At 64.8% G+C, this 25,815-nt stretch carries 27 protein-coding genes; 12 read left to right on the top strand and 15 right to left on the bottom strand.

Annotation, left to right across the window (positions count from 1 at the left end):
• The first annotated feature begins 166 nt into the window (after window positions 1-166).
• Window positions 167-565, top strand: a complete 399-nt coding sequence (locus ACSHT2_RS16900; protein WP_440642546.1) for a hypothetical protein — start codon at window positions 167-169, stop codon at window positions 563-565.
• On the opposite strand, the gene ACSHT2_RS16895 is transcribed toward ACSHT2_RS16900, so the two are convergent.
• Both ACSHT2_RS16895 and ACSHT2_RS16890 read right to left on the bottom strand, forming a co-directional pair.
• On the bottom strand, window positions 562-885 hold the full coding sequence (locus tag ACSHT2_RS16895; protein ID WP_440642545.1) for a YkgJ family cysteine cluster protein: 324 nt from the start codon (window positions 883-885) through the stop codon (window positions 562-564). The genes ACSHT2_RS16900 and ACSHT2_RS16895 overlap by 4 nt on opposite strands.
• Before the next feature lie 2 nt (window positions 886-887).
• Window positions 888-1,586, bottom strand: coding sequence for a helix-turn-helix transcriptional regulator (locus ACSHT2_RS16890; protein WP_319328818.1), 699 nt, complete (start codon window positions 1,584-1,586; stop codon window positions 888-890).
• Between the two features lie 126 nt (window positions 1,587-1,712).
• Here ACSHT2_RS16890 and ACSHT2_RS16885 point away from each other — a divergent pair, with 126 nt between their 5' ends.
• Window positions 1,713-1,988, top strand: coding sequence for a hypothetical protein (locus tag ACSHT2_RS16885; protein ID WP_440642544.1), 276 nt, complete (start codon window positions 1,713-1,715; stop codon window positions 1,986-1,988).
• A gap of 38 nt (window positions 1,989-2,026) precedes the next feature.
• Window positions 2,027-2,755 (top strand): glutathione S-transferase family protein, encoded by a 729-nt coding sequence (locus ACSHT2_RS16880; RefSeq protein ID WP_440642543.1) that lies wholly within the window; start codon window positions 2,027-2,029, stop codon window positions 2,753-2,755.
• Between the two features lie 192 nt (window positions 2,756-2,947).
• Here the strand turns inward: ACSHT2_RS16880 and ACSHT2_RS16875 are convergent, their stop codons facing one another.
• The 9 genes from ACSHT2_RS16875 to ACSHT2_RS16835 form a co-directional block, all read right to left on the bottom strand.
• Window positions 2,948-4,099 carry an ABC transporter substrate-binding protein gene (locus tag ACSHT2_RS16875; protein ID WP_440642542.1) on the bottom strand — a complete coding sequence of 384 codons (1,152 nt, stop codon included), beginning with the start codon at window positions 4,097-4,099 and terminating at the stop codon, window positions 2,948-2,950.
• 90 nt (window positions 4,100-4,189) lie between these two features.
• The gene (locus ACSHT2_RS16870; RefSeq protein ID WP_271529855.1) at window positions 4,190-4,609 is read right to left on the bottom strand and encodes an acyl-CoA thioesterase; all 420 of its coding nucleotides are present in this window, start codon (window positions 4,607-4,609) and stop codon (window positions 4,190-4,192) included.
• 10 nt (window positions 4,610-4,619) lie between these two features.
• The gene (locus ACSHT2_RS16865; protein ID WP_440642541.1) at window positions 4,620-5,381 is read right to left on the bottom strand and encodes an SDR family NAD(P)-dependent oxidoreductase; all 762 of its coding nucleotides are present in this window, start codon (window positions 5,379-5,381) and stop codon (window positions 4,620-4,622) included.
• A gap of 25 nt (window positions 5,382-5,406) precedes the next feature.
• The gene (locus ACSHT2_RS16860) at window positions 5,407-7,290 is read right to left on the bottom strand and encodes a feruloyl-CoA synthase (RefSeq protein WP_440642540.1); all 1,884 of its coding nucleotides are present in this window, start codon (window positions 7,288-7,290) and stop codon (window positions 5,407-5,409) included.
• Window positions 7,287-8,096 carry a crotonase/enoyl-CoA hydratase family protein gene (locus ACSHT2_RS16855; RefSeq protein ID WP_440642539.1) on the bottom strand — a complete coding sequence of 270 codons (810 nt, stop codon included), beginning with the start codon at window positions 8,094-8,096 and terminating at the stop codon, window positions 7,287-7,289. The genes ACSHT2_RS16860 and ACSHT2_RS16855 overlap by 4 nt, the downstream gene beginning before the upstream one ends.
• Before the next feature lie 197 nt (window positions 8,097-8,293).
• Window positions 8,294-8,755, bottom strand: coding sequence for a DUF3237 domain-containing protein (locus ACSHT2_RS16850; RefSeq protein WP_440642538.1), 462 nt, complete (start codon window positions 8,753-8,755; stop codon window positions 8,294-8,296).
• 11 nt (window positions 8,756-8,766) lie between these two features.
• Window positions 8,767-10,086: a TRAP transporter large permease gene (locus tag ACSHT2_RS16845; protein WP_440642537.1), complete on the bottom strand. Its 1,320-nt coding sequence runs from the start codon at window positions 10,084-10,086 to the stop codon at window positions 8,767-8,769.
• A gap of 2 nt (window positions 10,087-10,088) precedes the next feature.
• The gene (locus ACSHT2_RS16840) at window positions 10,089-10,598 is read right to left on the bottom strand and encodes a TRAP transporter small permease (protein ID WP_271509831.1); all 510 of its coding nucleotides are present in this window, start codon (window positions 10,596-10,598) and stop codon (window positions 10,089-10,091) included.
• Window positions 10,599-10,808: 210 nt separating this feature from the next.
• Window positions 10,809-11,825, bottom strand: a complete 1,017-nt coding sequence (locus ACSHT2_RS16835; RefSeq protein WP_440642855.1) for a TRAP transporter substrate-binding protein — start codon at window positions 11,823-11,825, stop codon at window positions 10,809-10,811.
• 262 nt (window positions 11,826-12,087) lie between these two features.
• Between ACSHT2_RS16835 and pobA the strand changes: the two genes are divergently transcribed.
• The gene (gene pobA, locus ACSHT2_RS16830) at window positions 12,088-13,257 is read left to right on the top strand and encodes a 4-hydroxybenzoate 3-monooxygenase (protein WP_440642536.1); all 1,170 of its coding nucleotides are present in this window, start codon (window positions 12,088-12,090) and stop codon (window positions 13,255-13,257) included.
• A gap of 223 nt (window positions 13,258-13,480) precedes the next feature.
• The gene (locus tag ACSHT2_RS16825) at window positions 13,481-13,900 is read left to right on the top strand and encodes a PaaI family thioesterase (protein ID WP_440642535.1); all 420 of its coding nucleotides are present in this window, start codon (window positions 13,481-13,483) and stop codon (window positions 13,898-13,900) included.
• A gap of 115 nt (window positions 13,901-14,015) precedes the next feature.
• On the opposite strand, the gene ACSHT2_RS16820 is transcribed toward ACSHT2_RS16825, so the two are convergent.
• Complete coding sequence (locus ACSHT2_RS16820) at window positions 14,016-14,900, bottom strand: LysR family transcriptional regulator (protein WP_440642534.1); 885 nt, start codon at window positions 14,898-14,900, stop codon at window positions 14,016-14,018.
• A gap of 120 nt (window positions 14,901-15,020) precedes the next feature.
• On the opposite strand from ACSHT2_RS16820, the gene ACSHT2_RS16815 reads away from it, so the two are divergent.
• Complete coding sequence (locus ACSHT2_RS16815; RefSeq protein ID WP_440642533.1) at window positions 15,021-15,650, top strand: pyridoxamine 5'-phosphate oxidase family protein; 630 nt, start codon at window positions 15,021-15,023, stop codon at window positions 15,648-15,650.
• A gap of 275 nt (window positions 15,651-15,925) precedes the next feature.
• Here ACSHT2_RS16815 and ACSHT2_RS16810 read toward each other — a convergent pair whose 3' ends face one another.
• From ACSHT2_RS16810 to ACSHT2_RS16800, 3 genes are read right to left on the bottom strand one after another with little or no spacing between them, the layout of a single operon-like run.
• Window positions 15,926-16,657, bottom strand: coding sequence for an ABC transporter ATP-binding protein (locus ACSHT2_RS16810; RefSeq protein ID WP_440642532.1), 732 nt, complete (start codon window positions 16,655-16,657; stop codon window positions 15,926-15,928).
• Window positions 16,654-18,423, bottom strand: coding sequence for a branched-chain amino acid ABC transporter ATP-binding protein/permease (locus ACSHT2_RS16805; RefSeq protein ID WP_440642531.1), 1,770 nt, complete (start codon window positions 18,421-18,423; stop codon window positions 16,654-16,656). Before ACSHT2_RS16805 ends, ACSHT2_RS16810 begins: the two co-directional genes overlap by 4 nt.
• Before the next feature lie 6 nt (window positions 18,424-18,429).
• Window positions 18,430-19,470 (bottom strand): branched-chain amino acid ABC transporter permease, encoded by a 1,041-nt coding sequence (locus ACSHT2_RS16800; protein WP_440642530.1) that lies wholly within the window; start codon window positions 19,468-19,470, stop codon window positions 18,430-18,432.
• Window positions 19,471-19,647: 177 nt separating this feature from the next.
• Between ACSHT2_RS16800 and ACSHT2_RS16795 the strand changes: the two genes are divergently transcribed.
• The 6 genes from ACSHT2_RS16795 to ACSHT2_RS16770 all read left to right on the top strand — a co-directional run bounded on the left by ACSHT2_RS16795 (window position 19,648) and on the right by ACSHT2_RS16770 (window position 25,815).
• A complete protein-coding gene (locus ACSHT2_RS16795) occupies window positions 19,648-20,169 on the top strand; it encodes a MarR family winged helix-turn-helix transcriptional regulator (protein WP_440642529.1) in 522 nt (173 codons plus the stop codon).
• A 281-nt stretch (window positions 20,170-20,450) separates the two neighbouring features.
• Window positions 20,451-20,720, top strand: coding sequence for a helix-turn-helix domain-containing protein (locus tag ACSHT2_RS16790; protein ID WP_271529836.1), 270 nt, complete (start codon window positions 20,451-20,453; stop codon window positions 20,718-20,720).
• Window positions 20,721-20,754: 34 nt separating this feature from the next.
• On the top strand, window positions 20,755-22,761 hold the full coding sequence (hyfB, locus tag ACSHT2_RS16785) for a hydrogenase 4 subunit B (RefSeq protein ID WP_440642528.1): 2,007 nt from the start codon (window positions 20,755-20,757) through the stop codon (window positions 22,759-22,761).
• Window positions 22,758-23,714 (top strand): respiratory chain complex I subunit 1 family protein, encoded by a 957-nt coding sequence (locus ACSHT2_RS16780; protein ID WP_440642527.1) that lies wholly within the window; start codon window positions 22,758-22,760, stop codon window positions 23,712-23,714. Before hyfB ends, ACSHT2_RS16780 begins: the two co-directional genes overlap by 4 nt.
• 2 nt (window positions 23,715-23,716) lie before the next feature.
• Window positions 23,717-24,379 carry a hydrogenase-4 component E gene (locus tag ACSHT2_RS16775; RefSeq protein ID WP_035671393.1) on the top strand — a complete coding sequence of 221 codons (663 nt, stop codon included), beginning with the start codon at window positions 23,717-23,719 and terminating at the stop codon, window positions 24,377-24,379.
• Window positions 24,376-25,815 carry a hydrogenase 4 subunit F gene (locus ACSHT2_RS16770; RefSeq protein WP_440642526.1) on the top strand — a complete coding sequence of 480 codons (1,440 nt, stop codon included), beginning with the start codon at window positions 24,376-24,378 and terminating at the stop codon, window positions 25,813-25,815. Before ACSHT2_RS16775 ends, ACSHT2_RS16770 begins: the two co-directional genes overlap by 4 nt.

The raw sequence follows: 25,815 nt of genomic DNA, 5'->3' as shown, positions 1-25,815 counted from the left end.
GAATGACGGAGTCACAATCTTCATGCTCCAACTCCCCCCAATGTGATTGCCCCCGCGCCTCCGATTCGCGGCCAGGGCGCAAGCACCCCGGGCGACTACCGGGCAGCGTGGTTAACCTTTCGTTAGAGAATTGCACTGCATCTTCCCTGCACGAGGGAGAACTGCAATGTTTTCAAGCCGCGACACCTTTGAAAGCGATTTCTGCCCGGTCCGCGACGAGCTCCTTGGCGAGATGTATCGCGCCAGCGAGAGTGGTCTGCCGAGGCTGGTTGAGAGTGTTTCCCCTGACGCGCGCGCCAGGCTGGCGCTGTTCTGCTACCGCCGCAGCCATTTGCACTCGCTGGCGGTCGCGATCGCAGCAAGCTGCAGCGAGCGCGACCTGGTCGAGAACGGCGGCCGCGTCGGTTCGACGCTCTTCGCGCTGTCGCGCCAAGGCACGGCGAAATCTTCACCGTCGCTGTCCGGCGGGCGCAAGCCGATTACGCTGTCGACCAAGCCGCTCTCGGTGCTCGCACCGCTCGATGACGAGCTCGACGATGAAATCGGCGAACCCGTTCCCGCCTAAGCGCCTTCTATAACGGGCAACCCGAACTTCCGACGTGCCATCGCGCATTCGGCGTCGCCCGGCATGCAGGTGCGGCACACCTCCGGCCGCACTTCGTAGATGCCGCAGGCCGTCATCTTTCCGATCTCTCCCTGCAAGGCCGAGCAGCGATCACCCTCGCAACGCATGCCGGACTGGCGCGCATTGACCAGCCCTTCGGGAATCGCGGCGAGCTCCTCGTCGCTCTCGATCGAGAAGCGCGGCCAGTTCTGCGAATAGCCGCAGCAGGCGCCGCAACCCTGGCAACAGCTCGACGGATCGATCCGGGAACTCTCTTCCATCATCATGTGTCCTTTGGCGGACCCCACACCAGGCTCTGCCGCCATCTTGCGCGCAGCACGTCGCGCCGCTCCGGATATCTCTCGTCGAGATAAGTCGCCTCGACCACGCGGTCGGTGCGGAAGCTGCGGAAGTCGCTGCGCAACTCGCACCAGGCCGCCAGCAGCCGCACCGCTTCGAGATAGCCGACCGAAATCGGCCAGATCACGCGCTCGCTGGGGCGGCCCTGCTCGTCGCGGTAGCGCAGCACGATCTTCTTGCCTTCGTGGATCTGGGTGCGGGTGCGCGCCATGTCCAGGCGGTCGGGCTCCCTGTTCCAGCTCGGCCGCGCCCGGCTCGCCGGCTCCAGCACGAAGGGCCGCAGGCGCTCGGGCACGGTGTCGGCGATCTTGGCCATCAGGTCTTCGGCCGCGCGCGCCAGCGCGGAGTCGGCGTGGCCTGCGACCCATTGCGCGCCCAGCACCGCCGCCTCGATCTCGTCGGGTGTCAGCATGAGCGGCGGGAGGTCAAAGCCCTTTTCCAGGATGTAACCCATGCCGGCTTCGCCGCGGATCGGCACGCGCTGGCCGATCAGCGTCGCGATGTCGCGATAGATCGTGCGCTTCGACGTCTCGAGCTCGGCCGCGATCGCGTCCGCCGTCAGCGGCTTACGCGTGCGCCTCAGCACCTGGATGATTTGAAACAGCCGGTCGGCGCGTCTCATGACAGTCCCTTGTCGCTGCTTTTTTCTCGGTGGTCTTTTCAGAAGGCGGCGCGCGGCTGCTGACAGGATGTTGGCAGCAGGGGAGTTCTATACCGGGACAACACATCGACTGAAGAGGATTTGTCCATGATTATTCCAACCCATTTCGGCCCGGCCGGCCCGTTGTGGCGGAGCCAGCCTTTCCAGGTCCGGGCGTGGCAAGCCTGGGCATTCCGCCGCCTCGTTTCGCTCGATGTCACGGTCGTCGACCTCCGCCTTGCGCTCGCGACCGCCGTGACGCGTTCGCTGCTCCATGCCGCGGATGCGCTGGTCCGCCACGTGATGGGCCGGGCTTGGCGAGGGGCCCGCTTCGCAGAAGATATCACGGCTGCTGCCACCATGGTGGCAGCAGCCGGTCGCTAGGTTCCGTCAAATCGTTCGACAGGTTCAGGAGAGCTCGCATGATCACGCTTTACGGCTTTGGCGCCGGCTTCGGCCTGCCGGAAATCAGCACCTTCGTCACCAAGACGGAAGTGCAGCTCAAGATGGCGGGGCTGCCCTACCGGAAGGAGCGGGCGATGCCGCCCGCTTCCCCCAAGGGGCAGCTGCCCTTCATCGACGACGGCGGCGAGGCGGTGGCCGATTCCACTTTCATTCGCGCTCATATCGAACGCCGCTACGGCTTCGATTTCGATGCCGGGCTCTCGTTGCAGGAACGCGCGCAGGCCTGGGCATTCGAGCGGATGATCGAGCATCACGTCTACTGGGCCCTGGTCGGCGCACGCTGGGTCGATCCGGTCAATTTCGCCAAGGGGCCCGCGCATTTCTTCGACGGCGCGCCGGAGCACAACCGCGAGAAGCTGCGCGAGGATGCGCAATTCCGGGTCGCCGAGAACTATCTGCTCTCCGGCCTCGGCCGCCATGCGCCGGATGACGACGTCGATCTCGCGGTGCGCTCGCTGTTCGCGCTGTCGGTGCAACTCGGCGACAAGGCGTACCTGATGGACAACAAGCCCTGCGGCGTCGATGCCACCGCTTTCGGCGCTCTGGCCGGGATACTGACGCCGTTCTTCGAATCGGCCTTGCGCCAACGCGCTGAGGGATTTCCGAACCTCACCGCCTATGTCGATCGCATGATGGACAATTACTATCCGGAGTTCGCCTGGACGCCGCTGCGGCAGGCGGCGTAGGAACGCGGTGTATCTGCTTCGTCATGCCCGGGCTTGTCCCGGGCATCCACGTTCTTCGCGCCGCGTGGCAAGGCGTGGATGGCCGGGACAAGCCCGGCCATGACGACCTCAGTGGCGATGCCATTCAAGAACCGAAAAACAAAAGAGCCGGCCAATGGGCCGGCTCTCGTCGTCTCAGATCTTTCGCCGTACCTACTTCACCAGCATGTACTTGCCGTCCTTCACCGTGAGCAGGATGCGCGAGCGCTCGTCGAGGCCGTAGCGGTCCTTTTCGGTGAAGTTGTAGACGCCCTGGCTCGCCGCCAGCTCCTTCTCCGTCAGCAGCGCCTGGCGAATGGCTTCGCGGAATTCCGGCGTGCCGGGTTTTGCGGTTTTCAGCGCCGTCGGGATCACGCGCTTGAGGATTTCGAACGCGTCATAGGAATGGCCGGCAAACTGGCTGCGGCTGTTTGGGCCATATTTGGCTTCATAGGCCGAGTTCAGCGCGAGGCCCGGCTTCTTGGTCAGCGCGCTGTCCGGCTGGTCCTCGGGGTCCATGACGGGCCCGGAGGCCATCAGCACGCCCTCCGCCGCTTTGCCGGCGATGCGGATGAAGTCCATGCTGGCAGCACCGTGGGTCTGGTAGATCAGGCCCTTGTAGCCGCGCTCGCGCAGCTCGGTCTGCGGCAGCGCGGCTGCGGTGCCGGACGCACCGACCAGAATCGCGTCCGGATTGGCAGCGACGAGCTTCAGCACCTGTCCGGTCACCGAGGTGTCGGGACGGGCAAAGCGCTCCTCGTCGACGATGGTCATGCCCATCGGCACGGCCTGGGCCTTGAGGTCGTTGAACCAGAGGTCGCCGTAGGAATCGGAATAGCCGATATAACCGAGCGTCTTCACGCCCTTTGTCTTCATGTGATCGTACAGCACCTTGCCCACGATCGGAATCGGCTGCGGCATCGCGACCGACCACTTCATGCGCTCGGGCGTGATCGGGAACGGCGCAAGACCGAAATGCGGGATGCCGGCTTCATTGGCGACGTTGGAGACCGCGATGGTCGGCGGCGTCAGCGCCGAGCCCATGATGAGGTCGGCCTTGGATTCGGTCACGAAGCGGCGGGCGTTGGTGGTCGCGGTGGTGGGATCGCCGCCGTCGTCGAGCACGATCACCTTCAGCGGCACGCCGCCGATTTCCTTCGGCACGAATTCCAGCGCATTGCGCTCGGGAATGCCGAGCGCGGCGCCCGGGCCGGTCGTGGTGGTGGTGATGCCGATGGTGATTTCGCTGGTCTGGGCCAGCGCAGGCAATGCCGGCAGCGCCAGCGCGGCCGCGGTGATGGCGGCGGTCAGGTAAAAGCGTTTCATCTATTCCTCCCTTGACGAGTTTCTTTGAAAGCAGAAATCGGGGGGTAATTCAGCCCCCTCTTTTGGTGATGCGGCGATTTAGCTCCAGACTTAACTCCCCGTGAATTTGGCTACCATTTCCGCCGGGAATGGTGCGGATTTCAGCTTGTCGGGGTTAACGGGATCGCGGCCGACCAGGACGCGGGTCTCGAACCCCTCGAGCGCCAGCGCCTCGCCCTTGTAGACGTTGTGCTTCACCTCGAAGCTCGAGCGCTTGATGCTCTCGATCCTGGTTTCGATGGTGATCCAGTCGCCATAGGTCGAGGGGATGTAGAACTTGGCCCGCGTGTCGACCATGGGAATGCCAACCAGGCCGTATTTGCGGACCAGGTCCTGCTTGGAGAAGCCGGCGACCTCGAACAGGGTCGAGGTCGAATCGTCGAACATCGCGAAATAGCGCGGGTAATAGACGATGTTGGCGGGGTCGCAATCGCCCCACTGGATCTGGACCTCGCGCCGGTTCACGAACATGCGCGGCGCCTTATTTCGGCGCCATGCGCAGCGAGCCGTCGAGACGCACCACTTCGCCGTTCAGGTAGGCGTTCTCGACCATGTGCAGCGCCAGCGCGGCGAACTCGTCGGCATTGCCGAGCCGGCGCGGGAACGGGATCGCTGCGGCGAGCGAGTCCTGGGCTTCCTGCGGCAGGTTGGCCAGCAGCGGCGTGAGGAACAGGCCGGGCGCAATCGTCAGCACGCGGATGCCGAATTGCGCGAGCTCGCGCGCGATCGGCAGCGTCATGCCGACGATGCCGCCCTTGGACGCCGAATAGGCCGACTGGCCGATCTGGCCGTCATAGGCGGCGACCGAGGCGGTGTTGATGATGACGCCGCGCTCGCCGGTCGCCTGCGGCTCGAGCCTGGACATCTCGGTCGCGGCAAGGCGCAGCATGTTGAAGGTGCCGATCAGGTTGACCTTGATCACCTTGTCGAAATCGGCGAGCGCCATCGGGCCGTCGCGGCCGACCACGCGCTTGGCAACGCCGATGCCGGCGCAATTGACCAGCACGCGGGCCGGGCCGTGGGCCTTCGTCGCCTGCGCGATCGCGGCTTCAGCGGAGGCGGCATCGGAGACGTCGCAGGTCACGGCGACGCCCTTGATCTCGGCGGCGACGGTTTCCGCGAGCTTGGCATTGAGATCGAAGACCGCGACCTTGGCGCCCTGCGCCGCCAGTTTTCGCGCAGTGGCAGCGCCAAGCCCCGATGCACCGCCGGTCACGATGGCTGCCTGATCCTTCAACAACATGGCGTTCTCCTTTGGCGATGATTTCTCAAGCGACCGATATCACACGGTTCGACGGATTGGCAGCGTAGAGCTCCTCGATCAGCTCGCCGCGATGCTCCAGCACCGCGCGCTGGTTGATCGAGCCCTTGTCGGTGACCTCGCCCTTGTCGATCGACAGCGGCGCGTCCATCAGGATCGCGCGGGTGATCCGCGTCGAGGAGCCCGTGGCTTGACTGAGGAAACGGGTCAGGCGCTCGCGAAAAGCCTCGCGGACCAGGCGGTCGCGCGTGGCGACGACGAGATCGTCGGTCGGCAGCGTCGGGTTGATCAGCCGGCAACCGTCGAGATCGAGCACGACGAGCGCGGAGACCTCGTCGCGGTTGATGCCGGCGATGATCACGTCGCGCACCAGCGGTGCGCAGGCCGCAACGAAGCGTGCGCGCAACGGACCGACGCTGACCCAGGTGCCGCTCGCCAGCTTGAAATCCTCGCCAATGCGGCCGTCGAAGTCGAAGCCGGCGTTGAGATCATCGGGATCGGCCGGCTTGAGCGCATCGCCGAGCTTGTAGAAGCCTTCCTCGTCGAACGATTTTGCAGTGATGTCCGGCTGGCGCCAGTAGCCGGGCATCACGTTCGGCCCCTTGCAGCGGACCTCCAGCTTGCCGTTGTTCGGAACCAGCTTGGCGTCATTGCCCGAGACGGGCAATCCGACATGGCCGGAGCGGCTGGTGCGCGGATTGACCGACATGAAGAACGGCGCGGTCTCGGTGGCGCCCAAGCCCGTCAGCATCGGCACGCGGTAGCCTTTTTCCTTCACCGCGAGCTCGTCAAGGCTGTCCCAGACGAAGGGCGACAGCGCCGCGCCCGAGAAGAACATCGCATGCAGCCGGTCGAAGAACTTTGCGCGCAGGCCCTGGTCCTCGCGCAAATACGGCAGCAGCGATTCGTAACCCTTGGGCACGTTGAAATACACCGTCGGCGAAATCTCCTGGAGATTGCGCACGGTCTCCTCGATGCCGCCGGGCATCGGCTTGCCGGCGTCCAGATACATCGAGCCGCCATTGTAGAGCGTCAGGCCGATATTGTGGTTGCCGCCGAAGGTGTGGTTCCAGGGCAGCCAGTCGATGATGACGGGCGGCTCGTCCTTGAGGAAGGCGAGCGTCTCGCGCAGCATCACCTGGTTGGCGCAGATCATGCGCTGGGTGTTGATGACGGCCTTGGGGTTGCCGGTCGACCCCGAGGTCAGCAGGAATTTTGCGATGGTGTCGGGGCCGATCCTGCCGTGGACGTCGTCGAGATCGCTGCGGAGCGGCGTTGCCATGAGGTCGGCGAGCAGGGTGACGTCGCGGCCCGGCACGTGGCCAAAGGACGCGGCGATCTCGGTGCCGAGCGAGACATTGGCGGTGAGCGCGTCGGCGAACTTGTCGGCATCCTCGGCGAAGACGAGGCCGGGCGTCAGCAGCTTCATCAGATAGGACAGCTTGCCGTAATCCTTCGACACCAGCGAATAGGCCGGCGACACCGGGCAGAACGGAACGCCGGCATAGAGCGCGCCGAAGGCGAGCAGGGCGTGGTCGATCGAGTTGCCGGAGAGGATGACGACCGGGCGCTCTGCGGACAATCCGCGTGCAATCAGGCTCGACGCGATGTGCCGGCTCGCGGTGAGCAGCTCGGCATAGGTGATCTTGCGCCAGAAGCGGCCGGCTTCGCGCTCGGCCATGAAGACGCGGTCCGGCGTCGTCGTCGCCCAATGATGCAGGCGGTCGGTGATGCGGACGGGATAGTCGCCGAGCGGCTGCTTCGGCCTGAGGTAAATCGTGCCGTCATCGCGGCGCTCGACGTTGACGGCGGGATCGCCGAACGAGATCGGGCGCAGCGGGAAAGTGCTCGCGCCGCGCTCCGTGCTGGAAGAGGACGGCTGCGCGCTCATGACTTCGGCTTCACCTTCGCGGTCTTGTGTTCGAGGAACTCGCGGATCCGGCGCTTGGCCTCCTTGTCGCTCTGCGCGACGGTCGCCATCAGCGATTCCATCAACAGACCCGTCTGCGGATTGGCCTCCGCGATCATCGGCAGCGCCTGCAGCACGGCAAAATTGGTCAGCGGCGCGTTGGAGGCGATCTTGGTCGCAAGCTCCAGCGCCTTGCCGAGCCCGTTGCCGGCCTCCGTCAGATATTGCGCGAAGCCGTAGGACGCGCCCTCGGTCGCGCTATAGACGCGTCCGGTCAGCATCATGTCCATCATCCTGGCGACGCCGATCAGGCGCGGCAGCCGCACCGAGCCGCCGCCGCCGACGAAGATGCCGCGTTGCCCCTCCGGCAGCGCGAAATAGGTCGAGGGCTCGGCGACGCGGATATGCGCGGCGCAGGCGAGCTCCAGCCCGCCGCCGATCACGGCACCCCGGAGCGCCGCGATCACGGGCACGCGGCTGTACTGGATGCGGTCGAACACCCGGTGCCACATCTGGGAATGGAGCAGGCCGCCGGTCGCATCGTGCTCGGTGAGCTCGGAGAGATCGAGGCCTGAGGAGAAATGATCGCCGATGCCATGGATCACGACCGCGCCGATGTCCTCGGGCAGCGACGCAAAGCACTCGCCGATTTCCAGGATGATGCCGTCATTGAGCGCATTGCGCTTGGCCGGCCGGTTCAGACCCACGGTCAGAACCCGGTCCGCCCGCTCGATCCTCAAAAGCCCGGAGGCGCCCGCGCTGGCGGTCTCGGCGTTTCCCTGTGTCATTTGCGTCCTTGTCAGAATAGTTATGTTGTATAACGAATTCCGGGGGAGTCAAGGAGGGGCGGCGCCCGATATCGCTCTCGGCTGGCATTGATCTGCCCGGCGTCCGCCCGGCGAGGCGGCGCGCCAGGGGTGGGGTGGGTAGCGCAACTGTCGCCACATTCTCCGTCACTGCGCGCAATGACGAGGTGGCAGCTTTCTCACATGACCTGGTGCACGTCGATCACGACGCGGTCCGCATGGCGCGCGGCCGAGCCGACAAAGATATGCTCCATCAGCCAGCGATATTTGTCGTGCCCGGTCTCGAACTTCGGCACGGTGCGGAAATAGATCAGCTTGGGATCGACCGGCTCGCCGCGCTTGAGCTTTTGCAGGAGCTCGACCGGGCCGAAGCGCATTCCCTTGTTCTCGACATAGACGATGGCGCCGTCGTCGGTCTCGAAAGCGTATTTCGCCTCGAGATCGATCAGCTCGTTGGGACGGATGACTTGGAAGTCGGCGCCGAACGGCAGCACACGGCCCTTGACCGCGCCCGTCACCTCGCCGCCGACGATCGGGATGATGCGCCGGACGCCGATGCCGGTCTCGCCGGCGGTGACGACCTCGCCGATGCGCGCGGTGATGGTGAAGACGTACTTTGTTTCCAGCGTGGGTGTGGTCATCGCTTCATCTCTCAATGCGCCATCATGCGCGTCGGCAGCCAGGTCGCCAGCAGCGGGAAGGCGATCAGGATCACGAGGCGCACGAGGTCGGTCGCCACGAAGGGGATCACGCCCTTGAAGATCGTGGAGAAGGACACGTCCTTCACCACGCTTTTTATGACGAAGACGTTCATGCCGACCGGCGGATGGATCAGGCCGAGCTCGACGGTCATGACGATGATGATGCCGAACCAGATCGGGTCGAAGCCGAGATGCATGATCACCGGGAAGATGATCGGCACGGTCAGGATGATCATCGCCATGGCGTCCATCAGGCAGCCGAGCACGAGATACATCACCATGATCAGCGCCAGCACGCCGTAGGGCCCGAGGCCGAGACCGGTGAGGAATTCCGTGACCTTCTGCGGCGTCTGCGTCACCGTGAGGAAATAGCCGAAGATCAGCGCGCCGATCAGCACGGTGAACACCGCGGCCGCGGTGCGCGTGGCCTGCAGCAGCGAGGCCAGCACCTTCTCGCGGTCGAGCCGGCCGGTCAGCACGCCGATGATGAAGGCGCCGGTGGCGCCGACGCCGCCGGCCTCGGTCGGCGTGAAGCGCGGCAGGAAGGGCAGGCCGTAGAGACCGCCGATCACGAAGACGAATAGCAGCACCGGCGCCCAGATCTCCTTCAATCCGGCAAAACGTTCGCGCCAGGGTGTCACCTTGCCCTTGGGCAGGAAGTCGGGGCGGAAATAGCCGATCAGGAAGATCGTGATCATGTACATGGTCATCGCGAGCAGGCCCGGGATGATGCCGGCGATGAAGAGCTTGCCGATGTCCTGCTCGGTGATGATGCCGTAGACCGCGAGCACGGTGGAGGGCGGCAGCATCGCGCCCAGCGTGCCGCCCGCTGCGATCACGCCGGTGGCGAAGGATTGCGGATAGCCGAACCGGCGCATCTCGGGGTAGGCGACCGCGGAGAAGGTCGCGGCGGTCGCCACCGACGAGCCGCAGATCGCAGCGAAGCCGCCGCAGGCGCCGACGGTCGCAATGCCAAGCCCGCCGCGCAAGTGGCCGACAAAGCCATTGGCGGCCCGGAACAGCTCCCGGCTCATGCCGGAATTGCTGACGAAGGAGCCCATCAGCAGGAACATCGGAATGACGCCGAAAGTGTAGTCGGTGACCGTTCGCATTGAGGTCTGGCCGACCAGCTTCAACGCCGGCGTCGCGCCGACCAGATAGGAAAAGCCGGTGACGCCGACGAGGCCCATGGCCATGCCGACCGGCACGCGCAGCAGCATCAGGACGAAGAGGGAAACGAAGCCGATAACGGCGACGGCATCGGTGCTCATGATTACTCCGTCGCCTTGATCTTGGGGTCGTGCATCTCTTCGGGATGGAAGATCAGCCGGTAGGTGCGGATCGCGATCAGCAGCACGGCGCAGACGTCGCCGATCCAGGCGACCGCGAAGAACGGCCAGGTCGGCATGTGCAGGTCGAAGGTCTGGACGTTGTCGTTGTAGGTGCCGCGCACCTTGTCGAACAGCGTCCAGGTCTGCACGGTGACGACGAACAGCAGCACCAGCGTCGCGAACACGTCGATCCAGCGCTGATGGCGCGGGCCGACATTGCCCCAGACCAGATCTACCGTGATGTGAGTGCCGCGATAGGACGTCGCCGCGATGCCCCAGAAAATGAGGATGCCGAGCAGCATGCGGCCGATGTCGAAACTGTCGGGGATCGAATAGTTCAGCGTGTTGCGCAGCAGCACCGACAGGAAAATGTCGAGCGCGACGATGCCGACGAAGCCGGCCGCGATCCATTCGATCGAGTCGATCACGCGATCCATCCAGGAGCGCTTCATGGGGGAAGAATCCTATCTAAATCCAGCGAAGCCGGGTTCAGTTTTTCCGCGAGGGAGGTGCGCTCCCTCCCCCGCTTGCGGGGGAGGGTTGGGGAGAGGGTGCTTCCACAATCGAGAGCCCGCAAGAGGAGAGAGCCCCCACCCGGCGCTTCGCGCCGACCTCTCCCGCGAGCGGGAGAGGTGCAGCGAGTGCGCGGTCGCAGTTGGGCGTCACTCCGCCAGCGCGTTGTACTTCTTCAGCGATGCTTTCAGGTCCGCGAGCGCCGCACCGGGATCGACGCCGGCCTTCTTGGCATTATCGCTCCAGGTCTTGACCAGCGGCTCGGCGGCCTTCTTCCAGGCGGCGGTCTGCTCGGCCGTCAGCTTGTAGACCTCGTGACCGGACTCCGCCTTCACCTTGGCGATGCCGGCATCCTCGAACTTGCCCCAGTGCTCGCCGACCGTGCCCGCCATCTCGACCGTGCAATTCTTGTCGATCGCGGCCTTCTGCTTGTCGGACATCGCATTGTACTTGTCCTTGTTGATCACGAACACGAAGGTCGTGGTGTAGAGCGGCGCCTCCATGTCGTATTTGGTCACCTTGTCGATGCCGAACAGCACCAGGGAGCCCCAGGGGAAGGTGACGCCGTCGGCGACGCCGCGCTCGATGATGTCGCGTACTTCGGGTGCGGAGGACTGCACATTGGTGCCGCCGAGCGAAGTGACGAAATTCGCCATGGTGGCATGAGCGGGGCGGATCTTCAGGCCCTTCACGTCCTCGGGGTTGACGATCTTCTTGGTGCGGGAGTGGAACGAGGAGGGCGAGTGGACGAAGGCGAGACAGTATTTGACGTCCTTCATCTCCTTCTCGGCATATTTGCGATACCAGGCGTCGAGCCCCATCGAGCCGCCCTTGGCGTCCGAGATCAGGAAGGGCAACTCGCCTGCGCCGATGATCGGGAAGCGGCCGGGCTGATAGCCGGGGTTGACATAGGTGACGTCGGCGATGCCGTCGCGCGCCATGTCGTAATGGTCGAACGCCTTGCCGAGCTGCTGGGCCGGAAACACCTTGCCCTTGATGGTGCCGCCGGAATCCTTCTCGACCGCGGCGGCCCAGTCCTCGAGTGATTTCTGCAGCGGATGCGAGGCCGGCACCCAATGCGAGATCTTCAAATCGAAGGTCTTCTCCTGCGCGAACGCTGGGCTCACGCTTGCTGCCAGCAGCAACGCCAGACAGGCTTTCCTCATCACGCGTCTCTCCCTGTTTTCGACGGCGGGCTTCGATGGCCCGGTCTCGTTAATTAACATGTTATCTAATTGGCCGGCGCGTTCAAGCCGGAATTGCCGCGCACCTCGCCGCGCCGTCTACATCATCCATGTTGCATGGATTTGTCGCGCTGCGGCGAACGCCCTCCCTTCTTCCCAACCGTTATATGATATAAGTATCCTGCGCGGAGCGAGGCGACAAGCGACCCGCGATGAAAGCCTACAGGATCGGAAGGAGCAAGTATTGCGGACAAAAGTCGCAATCATCGGAGCCGGCCCGGCCGGATTGTTGCTCGGGCAACTGCTGCACACATACGGCATCGACAACGTCATCCTGGAGCGGCAGAGCCCGGACTACGTGCTCGGCCGCATCCGCGCAGGTCTCCTGGAGGAAGGAACTGTCTCACTGCTCGATCAGATCGGCGCCGGCGCGCGGGCCCATGCGGAAGGACTGGTGCACGAAGGCATCGAGCTCGCCTTCTCCGGCCGCCGTCACCGCATCGACATGAAGGGCGCAACCGGCAAGACGGTGATGATCTACGGCCAAACCGAGGTCACGCTCGACCTGATGAATGCGAGGAAGGCCGCTGGTCTCATCTCCGTCTACGAGGCCAGGGACGTGCAGCCGCATGATTTCGACGGCAGTCACCCGCGCGTAACTTATGTGAAAGACGGCGTCACCCACGCGATTGATTGCGATTTCATTGCCGGCTGCGACGGTTTCCATGGCGTCAGCCGCGCCAGCGTCCCGTCTTCGGCGATCGAGGAGTTCGAGCGGGTCTATCCATTCGGCTGGCTCGGCATTTTGTCCGACACCCCGCCTGTCAGCCACGAGCTGATCTATTCCAACCACGCCCGCGGCTTTGCGCTGTGCACCATGCGCTCGACCAAGCGCAGCCGTTACTATGTGCAATGCGCGCTCGACGATCATGTCGACCAATGGCCGGACGACCGCTTCTGGGACGAATTGAAGCGCCGGCTCGACCAGGAGGCGGCCGACAGCCTCGTCACGGGCCCGTCGATCGAGAAGAGCATCGCGCCGCTGCGCAGCTTCGTCGCCGAGCCGATGCGCTTCGGCCGGATGTTCCTGTGCGGCGACGCCGCCCACATCGTGCCGCCGACCGGTGCCAAGGGGCTGAACCTGGCCGCCAGCGATGCGCATTATCTGTCGAGCGCGCTGCGCGAGTTCTACGACGAGAAATCCAGCGCCGGCATCGACGCCTACTCCGCCAGGGCGCTGGCACGCGTCTGGAAAGCTGTGCGGTTCTCCTGGTGGATGACCTCGATGCTGCACAAATTCCCCGACACCGGCACCATCGGTGCCCGCATCCAGCTCGCCGAGCTCGACTACGTCACGCAGTCGCAAGCGGCGATGACGTCGCTGTCGGAGAATTATGTCGGGCTGCCGTTCTAGAGCGGCATCGCGCGTTCTCTCAACATCGTCATTGCGAGCGAAGCGAAGCAATCCAGGAATCCCGCCGTGGAGACGGTCTGGATTGCTTCGTCGCGAGAGCTCCTCGCAATGACGGCGTGCCCGTTTCAAACGCCCGCGCAAATCCCGTTTAAAACTTTGTAGGCGGTGAAACTGTCATCCACATCGCGTTCAATGGCGGAAGCCAACCACACGCGAGACAGCCATGACCTCCACCGAGATCCCCGCCGGCTTCGAGCCGCATTTCCGCAAAGCCCCGCTCACCGATCCCTGGGAGCCGCTCTATTCGAAGAAGACCGACAAGGGCGTCACCGTGGGATTGCGGCTGGCGACGCCGCACACCAATGCGCGCGGGCTGATCCATGGCGGACTGATCGCGGCGCTGGCCGATGCCGCCATGGGCTACAGCTGCGCGCAGGCGACGGACTGGACGACGTCATTCGTCACCATCTCGCTGTCGGTCGACTATGTCGGCGCCGCCGAGATCGGCCAATGGCTCGCGGTCGAGGGCGAGGCCATCAAGACCGGCTCCACGATCTGCTTTGCGCAATGCCTGGTGAAGGCGGACGATGCCGTGATCGCGCGGGCGAGCGGGACGTTCCGCGTGGTGCCGAAGAAGGGGTGAGGCCCAACTCTCTCCGTCGTCATGCCCGGGCTTGACCCGGGCATCCACGTCTTTGGCGCTGCATGCGTGGAGGCGCGTGGATGGCCGGGACAAGCTCGGCCATGACGAAAAGAGATCACACAAACCTCCACTCCACCGTCTCCACCACGAGATCGACGAACGCCCGCACCTTGGCTGAGAGCAGGCGCGAGGTCGGATAGACGATGTGGATCGGCAGTGCCGGCTGCTCGTAGGCCGCCAGTACTATTTTCAGCCGACCGCGCTTCAGTCCTTCCGCGGCCTGATAGGCCAGCACCCGCGTCACGCCGCCGCCGGCCTTGGCATATTGCAGCGCCGCGTCGGCGCTGTTGCTGGTGAAGCGCGGGGTCGGTATGACCTCGATGTCGCGGCCGTCGCGCAGGAAGCGCCATTCGGACCAAGGGCCGAACTGGATGGTCTGGTGCTCGCGAAGGGCCTCCGGCGTCCTCGGCTCGCCATGGCGCTTCAGATAGCCCGGCGCTGCCACCACGATCCGCCGCATCTCGCCGACCTGGCGCGCAACGAGCGAGGAATCGGCGAGATGGCCGATCCGCACCGCGGCGTCGACGGCGTCCTCGACGAGGTTGACGAGATGATCCGACAACCGCAATTCGCAGGCGACTTCGGGATAGCGCGTGAGATAGGCGGTCATGATCGGCCCGACATGTAGCCGGCCGAAGCCGACCGGGGCCGACACCACCAGACGTCCGCTCGGGCGGTTGCGCTCCTCCCGTGCCGAGCCATCGGCTTCATCGACGTCGGCGAGGATGCGCCTGACGCGCTCCAGATACCGGGCGCCGACGTCCGTCAACCTCACCTGCCGGGTCGTCCGCTGCAACAGCCGCGCGCCGAGATGCTCCTCCAGCGCCGCGATCGTTCGCGTCACCGCCGAGGGCGACAGCCCCAGCTTGCGTGCCGCCGGCGCAAAGCCGCGCAGATCGGCGACGGTGACGAAGACGTGCATGGATTCGAGGCGGTCCATGGCATTATTGCATATATCGCAACGATGAAGTGTCAAGCGGGTCGATTGTTTTGGCCGGCGTAAGGTCCATCTTGCGCACGGAAGACGCAGCGATGCGCCGGGATTTCAGGAGATGTTCCGATGACGACAGCAGTCCACACCTATGCCAGCGACGTCGCCTTCTCGCCGGCGGTGAAGGCGATCCAGGCGCGCAAGGGCTCGCGGGAGGCCTATGCGCGGAGCGAGCAGCGCGGATGGCGCACCGAGGTCGACGAGAACCTTGAAGCCTTCCTCGCCGAGGCCAACAGCTTCTATTTCGCCACCGCTTCGGCGGACGGCCAGCCCTACATCCAGCACCGCGGCGGACCGAAGGGGTTTCTCAAGGTGCTCGACAAGCAGACGCTGGCGTTCACCGACTATGCCGGCAATCAGCAGTTCATCACGCAGGGAAATCTGTCGGAGAATCCCAAGGCCTATATCTTCGTGATGGACTACGCGCATCGCCGCCGCGTGAAGATCTGGGGCGAGGCGCGGGTGGTCGAGGACGACGCGGCGCTGACCACGTCGCTGATGCCGAAAGGCTACCGCGCGCGGCCGGAGCAGGTGATCCTGTTCAAGATCGCCGCCTGGGACACCAACTGCCCCCAGCACATCCCGCAGAAGTTCGACGCGGGCGACGTTGCCGCGGCGCTGGCGGCTCGGGACGCGAGGATCGCGGAGCTGGAAGCGGAGATCGCGGCGTTGAAGGGCGAGAAGGCGGAAACTTCGTAAACGCGCCGCTCGCTTACCCTCCCCCTCCAGGCAGGGCAATCGCATATGGAAGCGCGGCGGGAAACTCGCCTGCGGCCATCCTTCGAGACGCCCGCCTCCGGCGGGCCCTCAGGATGAGGGCGGAGTGTGCAGCGGCAGTTTCAAAGGACACCGCTCTAGCGAAGCCTCATCCTGAGGAGACCGCGGAGCGGTCGTCTCGAAGGACGAGGCGCTTGCTCAGACCTTTCCGAGAGATCACATGCGATTCCCCTGCCCCTCCAGGGGAGGGTGAGAAACTACACCACGCTCTCGCCTTCGTGCTGGAAGCCGAGATAGCTCGCCGCGACGCGCTCGTTTGCCGCGATGTCGCTGGCCTTGCCGCTGAGCACGAACTCGCCGAGCTCCATCACGTAGGCCTGGTCCGCGATCTTCAGCGCGGCCTGCGCGTTCTGCTCGACCAGCAGCACCGAGACGCCGCTGGCGCGCAGCTCGGTGACGATCCGGAAAATGTCGGCGACGATGATCGGCGCGAGGCCGAGGCTCGGCTCGTCCAGCATCAAGAGCTTTGGCTCGCCCATCAGCGCGCGGCCCATCGCGAGCATCTGCTGCTCGCCGCCGGAGAGCGTGCCGGCGAGTTGCTTGCGCCGCTCCTTCAGCCGCGGGAACAGCGTGTAGACCCGCTCCATCGAGGCCTTGGCCTTGCTCCGCTCGATGCGGAAGGCGCCCAGCTCGAGATTGTCCTCGACATTCATGGTCACGAACAATTCGCGGTGCTCGGGGACGAGGCCGAGGCCCATCGCGACGCGGTCCTCGATGTCGAGCCGTGCGAGATCCTGGCCGGCAAAGGCGACGCGGCCCTTCAGCGGCAGAATGCCCATGACGGCCGAAAGCAGCGTGGTCTTGCCGGCGCCGTTGGCGCCGACGATGGTGACGATCTGGTTGGCCCCGACCTCGAGCGAGACCGAGCGCACCGCCTCGACCTTGCCATAGGCGACATGGGCATCGGTGACGGACAACAGCGCGCTCATGCCGCCACTCCGAGATAGGCCTTGATCACTTCGGGATTGGTCTTGATCGTGGCGGGGGTGCCTTCCGCGATCTTGGTGCCGAAATCGAGCACCACGATGCGGTCGGCGAGGTTCATGACAAAGCCCATGTCGTGCTCGACCAGGAGCACGCTCATGCCGCCGTCGCGCAGCTCGCGGAGCAGCGCGGCGAGGCGCTGCTTCTCCATGTGGCGCAGGCCCGCGGCCGGCTCGTCGAGCAGCAGCAGCATCGGATCGACGCAGAGCGCGCGGGCGATCTCGACAATGCGTTGCTGGCCGAGCGAGAGGCTGCCCGCGAGCTGGTGCATCTGGTCGGTGAGGCCGACGCGCTCGATCTGGCGTGCGGCCTCGGCGAGCAGCTTGGCCTCGTCGGTGCGGTCGAGCCGCAGCATCGAGGCGATCGGGCCGGAATGGCCGCGCAGATGCGCGCCGATCGCGACGTTCTCCAGCACGGTCATGTCAGGCACGAGCTTGACGTGCTGGAAGGTGCGGGAGATGCCGAGCTTGACGATCTCCTGCGGTGGCGCGTTGTCGACCTTCCTGCCGAGCACCGAGATCGAGCCCGAGGTCGCCGACAGCACGCCGGTGATCAGGTTGAAGGTGGTGCTCTTGCCCGCCCCGTTCGGCCCGATCAGCGCGACGATCTCACGGGCCCGGACGTCGAAGGAGACGTTGTTGACTGCGATCACGCCGCCGAATTGTTTTCGCGCTTTCTCCACCTGAAGCAGGACGCCGGACTGAACCGGTGAGCGTGTGCGCGACTCCAGCTTCAGGGAGGTGTCGGGCTTCGTGCCGCCGGTGCGTTCGGGCAGGAACGACATCAGCCAGGGCCAGAGGCCGCCGGGCGCGAGCTGCAGCAGGGCCACCAGCATGATCCCGAACACGATGGTCTCGACCTGGCCGGAGCCCGGCAGGATCAGCGGCAGATAGCTTTGCAGCACTTCCTTCAGCACCACGACGATCGCCGCGCCCAGGACGCCGCCCCAGACATAGCCGGCGCCGCCAACCACCGCGATGAAGAGATACTCGATGCCGGCCTGTGCGCCGAACGGCGTCGGGTTCACCGCGCGCTGAAGATGCGCATAGAGCCAGCCGGAGAGGCCGGCGAGCACCGCGGCATGGATGAACACCAGCATTTTTGCGCGCGGCGTGTGCACGCCGAAGGCTTCCGCCGCGATATGGCCGCGCCTGAGCGCGCGGATGGCGCGGCCGGTGCGGGAGTCCAGGAGGTTCATCGTCAGCAGGGCCGAGAGGATCACGGCGACCCAGATCGCGTAGTAGATCGAGCCGGGCGAGAGCATCTTGAACGCGCCGATCGACAGCGGCGGGATCGCCGAGATGCCGTCGTTTCTCCCCAGGAATTCCAGCTTGCTGAAGAGATAGAACAGCCCGAGCCCCCAGGCGAGCGTGCCGAGCGGCAGATAATGGCCGGAGAGGCGGACGGTGACCAGACCGAGCAACACCGCGAGCGATCCGCTGACCACGAGCGACAGCGGCAGCGTCAGCCAGGGCGACAGGCCGTAGGCCGTCGACAGCACCGCGGTGGTGTAGGCGCCGAAGCCGACGAAGGCCGCTTGTCCGAAGGAGGTCAGGCCGCCGACGCCGGTCAGCAGCACGAGGCCCATCGCGACGAGCGCCGCGAGACCGATATTGTCGAGCAGCACGATCCAGAACGGCGGCATGCCCGGGACGAACGGGATCGCCGCCATGAGAGCTGCGAATATGAGGATGGGAAGCCGGCTCTGCATCGCGCGTCAGTCCTTCTCTTCCTCGACCGCGGGCGCGGCGAGCGAGCGCAGCAGCAGCACGGGGATCAGCAGCATGAAAACGATCACTTCCTTGTAGTTGGAGGCATAGAAGGACGAGAACGCCTCGACGATGCCGACGACCAGCGCCGCGACGGCGGTGAGGGGATAACTGACGAGCCCGCCGATGATCGCGGCGACGAAACCCTTCAGGCCGATCAGGAAGCCGCTGTCATAGTAGAGCGTCGTGATCGGCACGATCAGGATGCCCGACAGCGCGCCGATCACGGACGCCAGCAGGAAGGCGATCTGCCCGGACAGCGTGGTGCGGATGCCGGCGAGCCGCGCTCCCAGGCGGTTCACGGCGGTCGCGCGCAGCGCCTTGCCGTAGAGCGTCAGGCCGAAGAACAGCCAGAGCCCGACGATGAAGGCGATGGTGATGGCGTAGACGGTGATGCTCTGGCCGGTGAAGCGCAGCGCGCCGGCGGTGAAGGCACCGGGCAGCACGGCAGGTCCGCGCTGGCCCTCGGCGCCGAAGAACAGCAAGCCCAGCCCCTGCAGCGCGAGATGGACACCGACGGACGCGATCAGCAGCACCAGCACCGAGGTGTGCGCCAGCGGCTGGAACGCGATACGGTAGAGATAGAGCCCGATCATCGCGACGATCACCAGCGACAACGCGATGCAGACCACGACCGGCGGCTTCTGCGCGGCGAAGTAAAGCGTCAACGCCAGCACGAGGGCCGGCAGCACGATGTTGGTGATGAGGCTGCGCACGATCAGCCGCGCATGCAGCGCCTTGCGCGCCACGAACAGGTCGAAGGCGAACGCGCCGATGCCGAGTGCGAGCGCGAGCTTGGCCGTGCCCGGCATCTGGCCCGCGGCCAGCGAGGCATAGGTCAGCGCGCCATAGGTGACGAATTCGCCTTGGGGAATGAGGATGACGCGGGTGACGGCGAACACCAGGACCAGCGCCAGGCCGAGCAGCGCGTAGATCGCGCCATTTGTGATGCCGTCCTGCACCAGGAACAGCATGATGGTGGTATTCAAGACCGGACGCTCCCCCTCAAGATTGAGGACCGGTCTCCGCAATTGCGGTGGATGGTCCCCTCACAGCCATTGAAATACGCTGACGATATTTGATATGGTCCATAACAATTATCAAATATAACATCAAGGGTGGGGAACGACCCGACCCGAATTTAGCGGGATTGCGAGCACGAGGCGATGACCGTTTCCAAAACCGCTGAAAAGTCCTCCGAAAAACCTGCCGACGCGGCCAAGGGCCGCAAGGACGCGGGCGACGTCCAGGCCGAAGCGCTCCAGCTCGGCGAGCTCTCCGAACAGCTCGGCTATGTCCTGAAGCGGGCCCAGCTCAAGGTGTTCGAGAACTTTCTGCGCTGCATGGCCTCGCTCCAGCTGACGCCGGCGCAGTTCTCGGTCCTGCTCCTGGTTGAGAAGAACCCTGGCCGTAACCAGACCGAGATCGCCTCCACCCTCGGCATCCTCAGGCCGAACTTCGTGGCGATGCTCGACAATCTCGAAAGCCGCGACCTTTGCGCGCGGATCCGCTCCACCAACGACCGCCGCTCGCACATCTTGGTGCTGACCGACAAGGGCAAGGCCGTGCTGGCGCGGGCGAAAAAGCTCGTCGCCACCAAGCACGAGGCCCGGCTGAACGATCTGCTCGGCCAGGCCAACCGCGAAGCCCTGATCGGGATGCTCTCGAAGATCGCCAACGAGTTTTGAGGCGGTTAGTCATTCTTGGGTGCGCGCGCGATCCAGGAATTTCGCGCCGCACTTGCACGTATCGCCCTTAAGACCAGACATCAGATGCGCAATTGCGCATTGAGGATCGCACCCACGCGCCCGGAATAACGGACGAGCCTGATGGCGGAGTGCGAGGGCGCGAGCTCCGAGGACGTCCACGGAATGATGCGCCGCATATAGAAAATGATGCTTGAAACGTCATTTTGTGTGCCCTAAGCTTGGTATATTGATCACCGCAACTGCCAGGGACATCCTGCCCCGTGATCACCGCCGCGCAGCTTCGAGCCGCCCGTGCCTTGCTCAGGATCGACCAGCGCGAACTCGCGCAGCGCTGTTCGCTGTCTCTGCCGACGATCCAGCGCATGGAGGCCTCCGAAGGGGTGATCCGCGGCAATGTCGACTCCCTGGTGAAGCTGGTCGAGGCGCTGTCGGTTGCCGGCATCGAGCTGATCGCCGAGGGGGCGGCGTCGAGCGCCGGGGGCCGCGGGGTGCGGCTGAAGTCTCCACCCCCGAGAGCAGGCGACCAATAGCGATGGCGACGCGCGCGCAGATCATGATCGAGGAGTGGCCATGATCGCCGTGGCGCTATGGTCAGTGGCGGTTCTGCTGGCGCTGGCGCCTGCGGGAGTCGTGCTGTCGACGCGCCCGCGCGGCTCGATCATCCTTTACGGCGGATGCCTGGTCGCCACATCGACGCTATGTGTCACGGCGCTGTCCGATCTGCTCTATTTCCCTCATCTGTCAGCGAGCGTGACACTGCCGATCGGATTGCCCTGGCTCGGTGCTCATTTCCGGCTCGATGCACTGTCCGCCTTCTTCCTCGTCGTCGTTAATCTCGGCGGCGTCGCTGCGAGCCTGTTCGCGCTCGGTTACGGCCAGCACGAGGACTCCCCCGGCCGCGTGCTGCCGTTCTATCCCGCCTATCTCGCAGCGATGAATGTCGTCGTGCTGGCAAACGATGCCTTCAGCTTCCTGGTCGCCTGGGAATTCATGTCGCTGACCTCCTGGGCGATGGTCGTGTCGCATCACCGGGAGGCCGAGAATGTCCGCGCCGGCTATGTCTATCTTCTGATGGCGAGTTTCGGCACGCTGGCGCTGCTGCTCGCCTTCGGCCTGCTCGCGAGCGGCGCCGGTTACGATTTCGATGCGATCCGAGCCTCGCATCCTTCCGCTGCGCTGACCGGCATGGTTGTGATCCTCGTGCTGCTGGGCGCCGGCTCCAAGGCCGGCCTGGTGCCGCTGCACGCTTGGCTGCCGCTCGCCCATCCCGCCGCACCCAGCCACGTCTCTGGTCTCATGAGTGGCGTCATGACCAAGGTCGCCGTCTACGGTTTCGTGCGCATCGTCTTTGATCTTCTGCCCGAACCGGTGTGGTGGTGGAGCATGGTCGTACTGCTGGTCGGCGGCCCTACCGCGACGCTGGGCGTGCTCTATGCGCTGATGCAGCGCGATATCAAGCGCGTGCTGGCCTATTCAACGATTGAGAATATCGGCATCATCTTCACCGGCCTCGGGCTGGCGCTGGCTTTCAAGGCGGAAGGGCTCGACTGGGTGGCGGCGCTCGCTTTCACCGCGGCGATGCTGCACGTCTTCAACCATGCGCTGTTCAAGAGCCTGTTGTTCTTCGGCGCCGGTGCGGTGCTGGGGTCAACCGGCGAGCGCGACATGGAAAAGCTCGGCGGGCTGATCCATCGCATGCCGAAGACGGCGTTCGCGGTACTGGTCGGCTGCGTCGCGATCTCGGCATTGCCGCCGTTCAACGGCTTCGTTTCGGAGTGGCTGACCTTCCAGGCGATCCTGCTCTCACCGCAACTGCCGAACTGGGGATTGAAGCTGATCATCCCGGCGGTCGGCGGACTGCTGGCGCTCGCCGCCGCGTTCGCCGCGGCGTGTTTCGTCAAACTCTACGGCATCAGCTTCCTCGGCCGTCCTCGTTCGGATGTCGCCGCATCCGCGCACGAAACGGATCGCTTCTCGCTCGCCGCGATGTTCGCGCTAGCCGCTCTCTGCTTCGTCGCCGGCATCTTGCCCGGCCTCTTCATCGACGCGCTCGCACCGGTGAGCGAGGCCATGGTCGGCAACGTCATGCCGCACCAGACCGGACTGGACTGGCTGACCATCGTGCCGATCGCGCAGAGCCGTAGCTCCTATAACGGCCTCTTGGTGTTTCTGTTCGCGGCGCTCAGCGGCATGGCCGCAGCCTCCGCCATTCATCGCCTGGCGTCCGATCGCTTGCGTCGCGCTCCGGCCTGGGATTGCGGCTATCCGGATCCGAACCCCGCGATCCAGTACTCCGCCTCCAGCTTCTCGCAGCCGATCCGCCGCGTGTTCGGCAGCGTGATCTTCGCTGCGCGCGAGATCGGCGAGATGCCGCAGCCCTTGTCGCCCGCGCCGGCCCGGTTCACCGTCGAGATGCGCGACCTGATCTGGGAGGCGCTCTACGCGCCGATCGCCAAGGTGATCGGCGTTACGACCGAGCGCGTCAATATGCTGCAGTTCCTCACCATCCGCCGCTATCTGACTCTGGTCTTCGCTGCGTTGATCGTGCTGCTCCTGGTGGTGGCGCTATGACCGCGCTTCGTGACCTCCTCTCGCAAGGCGTTCAGATGTGCCTCGTGCTGCTGCTTGCGCCATTGCTAACCGGCTTCGTCCGCAAGGTGAAGGCGCGGCTGTTGCGTCGGCGCGGTCCGCCGCTCTTGCAGCCCTATCGCGATCTCATCCGCCTGATGCGCAAGGACGTCGTGCTCGCGGACAACGCCTCCTGGCTGTTCCGCGTCATTCCCTATCTGATGTTCGCAGGAACCTGGGTCTCGGCCTCGTTGGTGCCGACTTTCGGCAATGGTCTGTTGTTCTCCTGGAGCGCCGACCTCATCGCCATCACCGCACTGCTCGGCAGCGCGCGTTTCTTCCAGGCGCTCGCCGGCATGGACGTCGGCACCGCCTTCGGCGGCATCGGCTCCAGCCGCGAGGTGATGATCGCCTCGCTCGCCGAGCCTGCGATGCTGATCACCGTCTTTTCCGTCGCGATGATCGCAGGCTCGACCCAGCTCTCCAACGTCGCCGAATTCATGGGCTCGGACGCGGTCGGTCTGCGTGTGTCGCTGGGCATGGCGTTCGTGGCACTGACCATCGTGGCGCTGGCGGAGAATGCCCGTATCCCCGTCGATAACCCAGCCACCCATCTCGAGCTCACCATGGTGCATGAGGCCATGGTGCTGGAATATTCGGGGCGGCATCTCGCGCTGATCGACCTGTCGTCGCAGCTCAAGCTCCTGCTCTATGTCTCGCTGATTGCCTGCGTGTTCCTGCCATGGAGCACCGCGACTGCGGACGCGAGCGTTGCGAGGCTCGTTTCCGGCGCGCTGCTCTATTTCGGCAAGCTGGCGGTCCTTGGCCTTCTGCTCGCCGTGTTCGAGACGTCGATCGCCAAGATGCGGGTATTCAGGATCCCCGAGTTCCTGGGCGCGGCGCTGATGTTGGCGCTGCTTGCCACCCTGTTGCGCTTCGTGTCCGGGAGCCTCTAGCGATGAGCAGCCTGCAATTCGACATCGCCCATCTGCTCTCCGGCTCTCTGGTGCTCGCGAGCTTCATGATGCTCTATCAGGACCGGCTCTATGCGCTGCTCAATGTCTATGCGCTGCATGCCGGCGTGTTGGCGCTGTCGGTGGCGTGGCAGGCCTATGTGCAGCACGCGCCACATCTCTACGTCACGGCGCTGATCGCACTGGTCTTCAAGGCCATCATCATTCCGGTGGCGCTGCACCGGATCATCCGACGACTCGGCATCCACCGCGAGATCGAGAACGTGATCGGCGTGGGCCTGACCATGATGGCCGGCATCGGCCTCGTCGCGCTGTCGATGGTGGTGATGCTGCGCGTGACCCCGGGCGCCGACGCGCTGGCGCGCGAAGACCTTGCCTTCGCGCTGTCGGTGGTGCTGCTCGGGCTCCTGATCATGGTGACGCGACGCAACGCCGTGAGCCAGGTGGTCGGCTTCATGTCGCTGGAGAACGGGCTGGTGCTGGCGGCGACCGGCGCCAAGGGCATGCCGCTGGTTGTCGAGATCAGCGTCGCCTTCTCGGTGCTGATCGCCTTCATCGTGATCGGCATCTTCCTGTTCCGCATCCGCGAGCGTTTTGACAGCGTGGACGTGCAGGCGCTCGATCGCTTCAGAGGAGAGCGGCGATGACGATCGATGCGCTCGGTGCGATCCTGCTGATCCCGGTCATCTCGGCCGCGCTGCTCGCGATCCTGCCTGGCTACATGCTGACGGCGAAGCTCAACGTCGTTGCGGCGCTCGCGACCTTCCTCACCTCGCTGTCGCTGTTCGTGATCGAGCCGACGTCGGGGCAATATCTGCTGCTTGACGACCTCAACAAGGTTTTCATCGTGCTGACGACCTTCGTCGGCTTCACGACATCGGTGTTCAGCGCGAGCTACATCCACCACGAGATCGAGATCGGGCGGCTGACGCAGGCCTTCCTGCGTTTCTATCACGCGATGTATCAGATGCTGATGTTCGCAATGAACCTCGCGCTCGTCGCCAACAATATCGGCCTGATGTGGGTGGCGGTCGAGACGGCGACGTTGACGACCGTGCTGATGGTCGGCATCTACCGCACCCATGAGGCGCTGGAAGCCGCCTGGAAATATTTCATCCTCGGTAGCGTCGGCATCGCGCTCGCGCTGTTCGGCACGATCCTGGTTTACATGGCGGCGCGTCCTGCGGTGGGCGAGGGGCTGGACGGCATGGTATGGACGGTGCTGGTGAAGCACGCCGCACAGTTCGACCCGGCGTTGCTCAACGTCGCCTTCGTCTTCCTCTTGCTGGGCTACGGTACCAAGGTTGGCCTCGCACCGTTGCACGCCTGGCTGCCGGATGCGCATGCCGAGGGCCCGACGCCGATCTCGGCGGTGCTGTCCGGCCTGTTGCTCAATGTTGCGCTCTATGCGCTCCTGCGTTTCAAGATGATGCTCGCGGTCAACTCCGAGGCGATCGCGCCGGGTCCGCTGATGGTGACCATGGGCCTGATCTCGGTGATCTTCGCGGCGCTGATGCTGTACCGTCGCCGCGACATCAAGCGGATGTTCGCCTATTCCTCGATCGAGCATATGGGCATCATTGTATTCGCCTTCGGCATGGGCGGGCCGCTCGCGAACTTCGCAGGTCTGTTGCACATGACCATGCATTCGCTGACCAAGTCGGCAATCTTCTTCGCCGTCGGCCATATCGCACAGGTCAAGGGCACACAGAAGATCGCCGATATCGGCGGCCTCACGGCGACCAACCCCGTGCTCGGCTGGGGCCTGATGCTCGGCGTCATCGCCATCGTCGGGCTGCCGCCGCTCGGCATCTTCATGAGCGAGTTTCTAGTGGTGAGCTCGACTTTCGCCCGCGCGCCCTGGCTGACGGTGATCCTGGTGCTCGGCATCATCATCGCACTCGGCGGGCTCTTCCTGCGGGTCGGCGAGGTGATGTTCGGCGAGCCCAAAGGCAAGACCGCGCCCGCGGAAGCCTCCTACGTACCGATGTTCATGCACCTCGGATTGGTACTGATGGCCGGGATCTATCTGCCGCCGGTGCTGGTCACCGGCTTCCAGAACGTCGCCAAGCTCCTGGGGTAA

The sequence above is a fragment of the Bradyrhizobium sp. PUT101 genome, assembly GCF_052043945.1.
Taxonomy (GTDB): Bacteria; Pseudomonadota; Alphaproteobacteria; order Rhizobiales; family Xanthobacteraceae; genus Bradyrhizobium.
Note: the sequence above shows the minus strand (reverse complement) of the source record. Positions and strands in the feature narration are given on the sequence as shown.

Coding starts and splice junctions, on each gene's coding strand:
- ACSHT2_RS16900 (WP_440642546.1), top strand. CDS start 167: ATGTTTTCAAGCCGCGACACCTTTGAAAGCGATTTCTGCCCGGTCCGC.
- ACSHT2_RS16895 (WP_440642545.1), bottom strand. CDS start 885: ATGGAAGAGAGTTCCCGGATCGATCCGTCGAGCTGTTGCCAGGGTTGC.
- ACSHT2_RS16890 (WP_319328818.1), bottom strand. CDS start 1,586: ATGAGACGCGCCGACCGGCTGTTTCAAATCATCCAGGTGCTGAGGCGC.
- ACSHT2_RS16885 (WP_440642544.1), top strand. CDS start 1,713: ATGATTATTCCAACCCATTTCGGCCCGGCCGGCCCGTTGTGGCGGAGC.
- ACSHT2_RS16880 (WP_440642543.1), top strand. CDS start 2,027: ATGATCACGCTTTACGGCTTTGGCGCCGGCTTCGGCCTGCCGGAAATC.
- ACSHT2_RS16875 (WP_440642542.1), bottom strand. CDS start 4,099: ATGAAACGCTTTTACCTGACCGCCGCCATCACCGCGGCCGCGCTGGCG.
- ACSHT2_RS16870 (WP_271529855.1), bottom strand. CDS start 4,609: ATGTTCGTGAACCGGCGCGAGGTCCAGATCCAGTGGGGCGATTGCGAC.
- ACSHT2_RS16865 (WP_440642541.1), bottom strand. CDS start 5,381: ATGTTGTTGAAGGATCAGGCAGCCATCGTGACCGGCGGTGCATCGGGG.
- ACSHT2_RS16860 (WP_440642540.1), bottom strand. CDS start 7,290: ATGAGCGCGCAGCCGTCCTCTTCCAGCACGGAGCGCGGCGCGAGCACT.
- ACSHT2_RS16855 (WP_440642539.1), bottom strand. CDS start 8,096: ATGACACAGGGAAACGCCGAGACCGCCAGCGCGGGCGCCTCCGGGCTT.
- ACSHT2_RS16850 (WP_440642538.1), bottom strand. CDS start 8,755: ATGACCACACCCACGCTGGAAACAAAGTACGTCTTCACCATCACCGCG.
- ACSHT2_RS16845 (WP_440642537.1), bottom strand. CDS start 10,086: ATGAGCACCGATGCCGTCGCCGTTATCGGCTTCGTTTCCCTCTTCGTC.
- ACSHT2_RS16840 (WP_271509831.1), bottom strand. CDS start 10,598: ATGAAGCGCTCCTGGATGGATCGCGTGATCGACTCGATCGAATGGATC.
- ACSHT2_RS16835 (WP_440642855.1), bottom strand. CDS start 11,825: ATGAGGAAAGCCTGTCTGGCGTTGCTGCTGGCAGCAAGCGTGAGCCCA.
- ACSHT2_RS16825 (WP_440642535.1), top strand. CDS start 13,481: ATGACCTCCACCGAGATCCCCGCCGGCTTCGAGCCGCATTTCCGCAAA.
- ACSHT2_RS16820 (WP_440642534.1), bottom strand. CDS start 14,900: ATGGACCGCCTCGAATCCATGCACGTCTTCGTCACCGTCGCCGATCTG.
- ACSHT2_RS16815 (WP_440642533.1), top strand. CDS start 15,021: ATGACGACAGCAGTCCACACCTATGCCAGCGACGTCGCCTTCTCGCCG.
- ACSHT2_RS16810 (WP_440642532.1), bottom strand. CDS start 16,657: ATGAGCGCGCTGTTGTCCGTCACCGATGCCCATGTCGCCTATGGCAAG.
- ACSHT2_RS16805 (WP_440642531.1), bottom strand. CDS start 18,423: ATGCAGAGCCGGCTTCCCATCCTCATATTCGCAGCTCTCATGGCGGCG.
- ACSHT2_RS16795 (WP_440642529.1), top strand. CDS start 19,648: ATGACCGTTTCCAAAACCGCTGAAAAGTCCTCCGAAAAACCTGCCGAC.
- ACSHT2_RS16780 (WP_440642527.1), top strand. CDS start 22,758: ATGACCGCGCTTCGTGACCTCCTCTCGCAAGGCGTTCAGATGTGCCTC.
- ACSHT2_RS16775 (WP_035671393.1), top strand. CDS start 23,717: ATGAGCAGCCTGCAATTCGACATCGCCCATCTGCTCTCCGGCTCTCTG.
- ACSHT2_RS16770 (WP_440642526.1), top strand. CDS start 24,376: ATGACGATCGATGCGCTCGGTGCGATCCTGCTGATCCCGGTCATCTCG.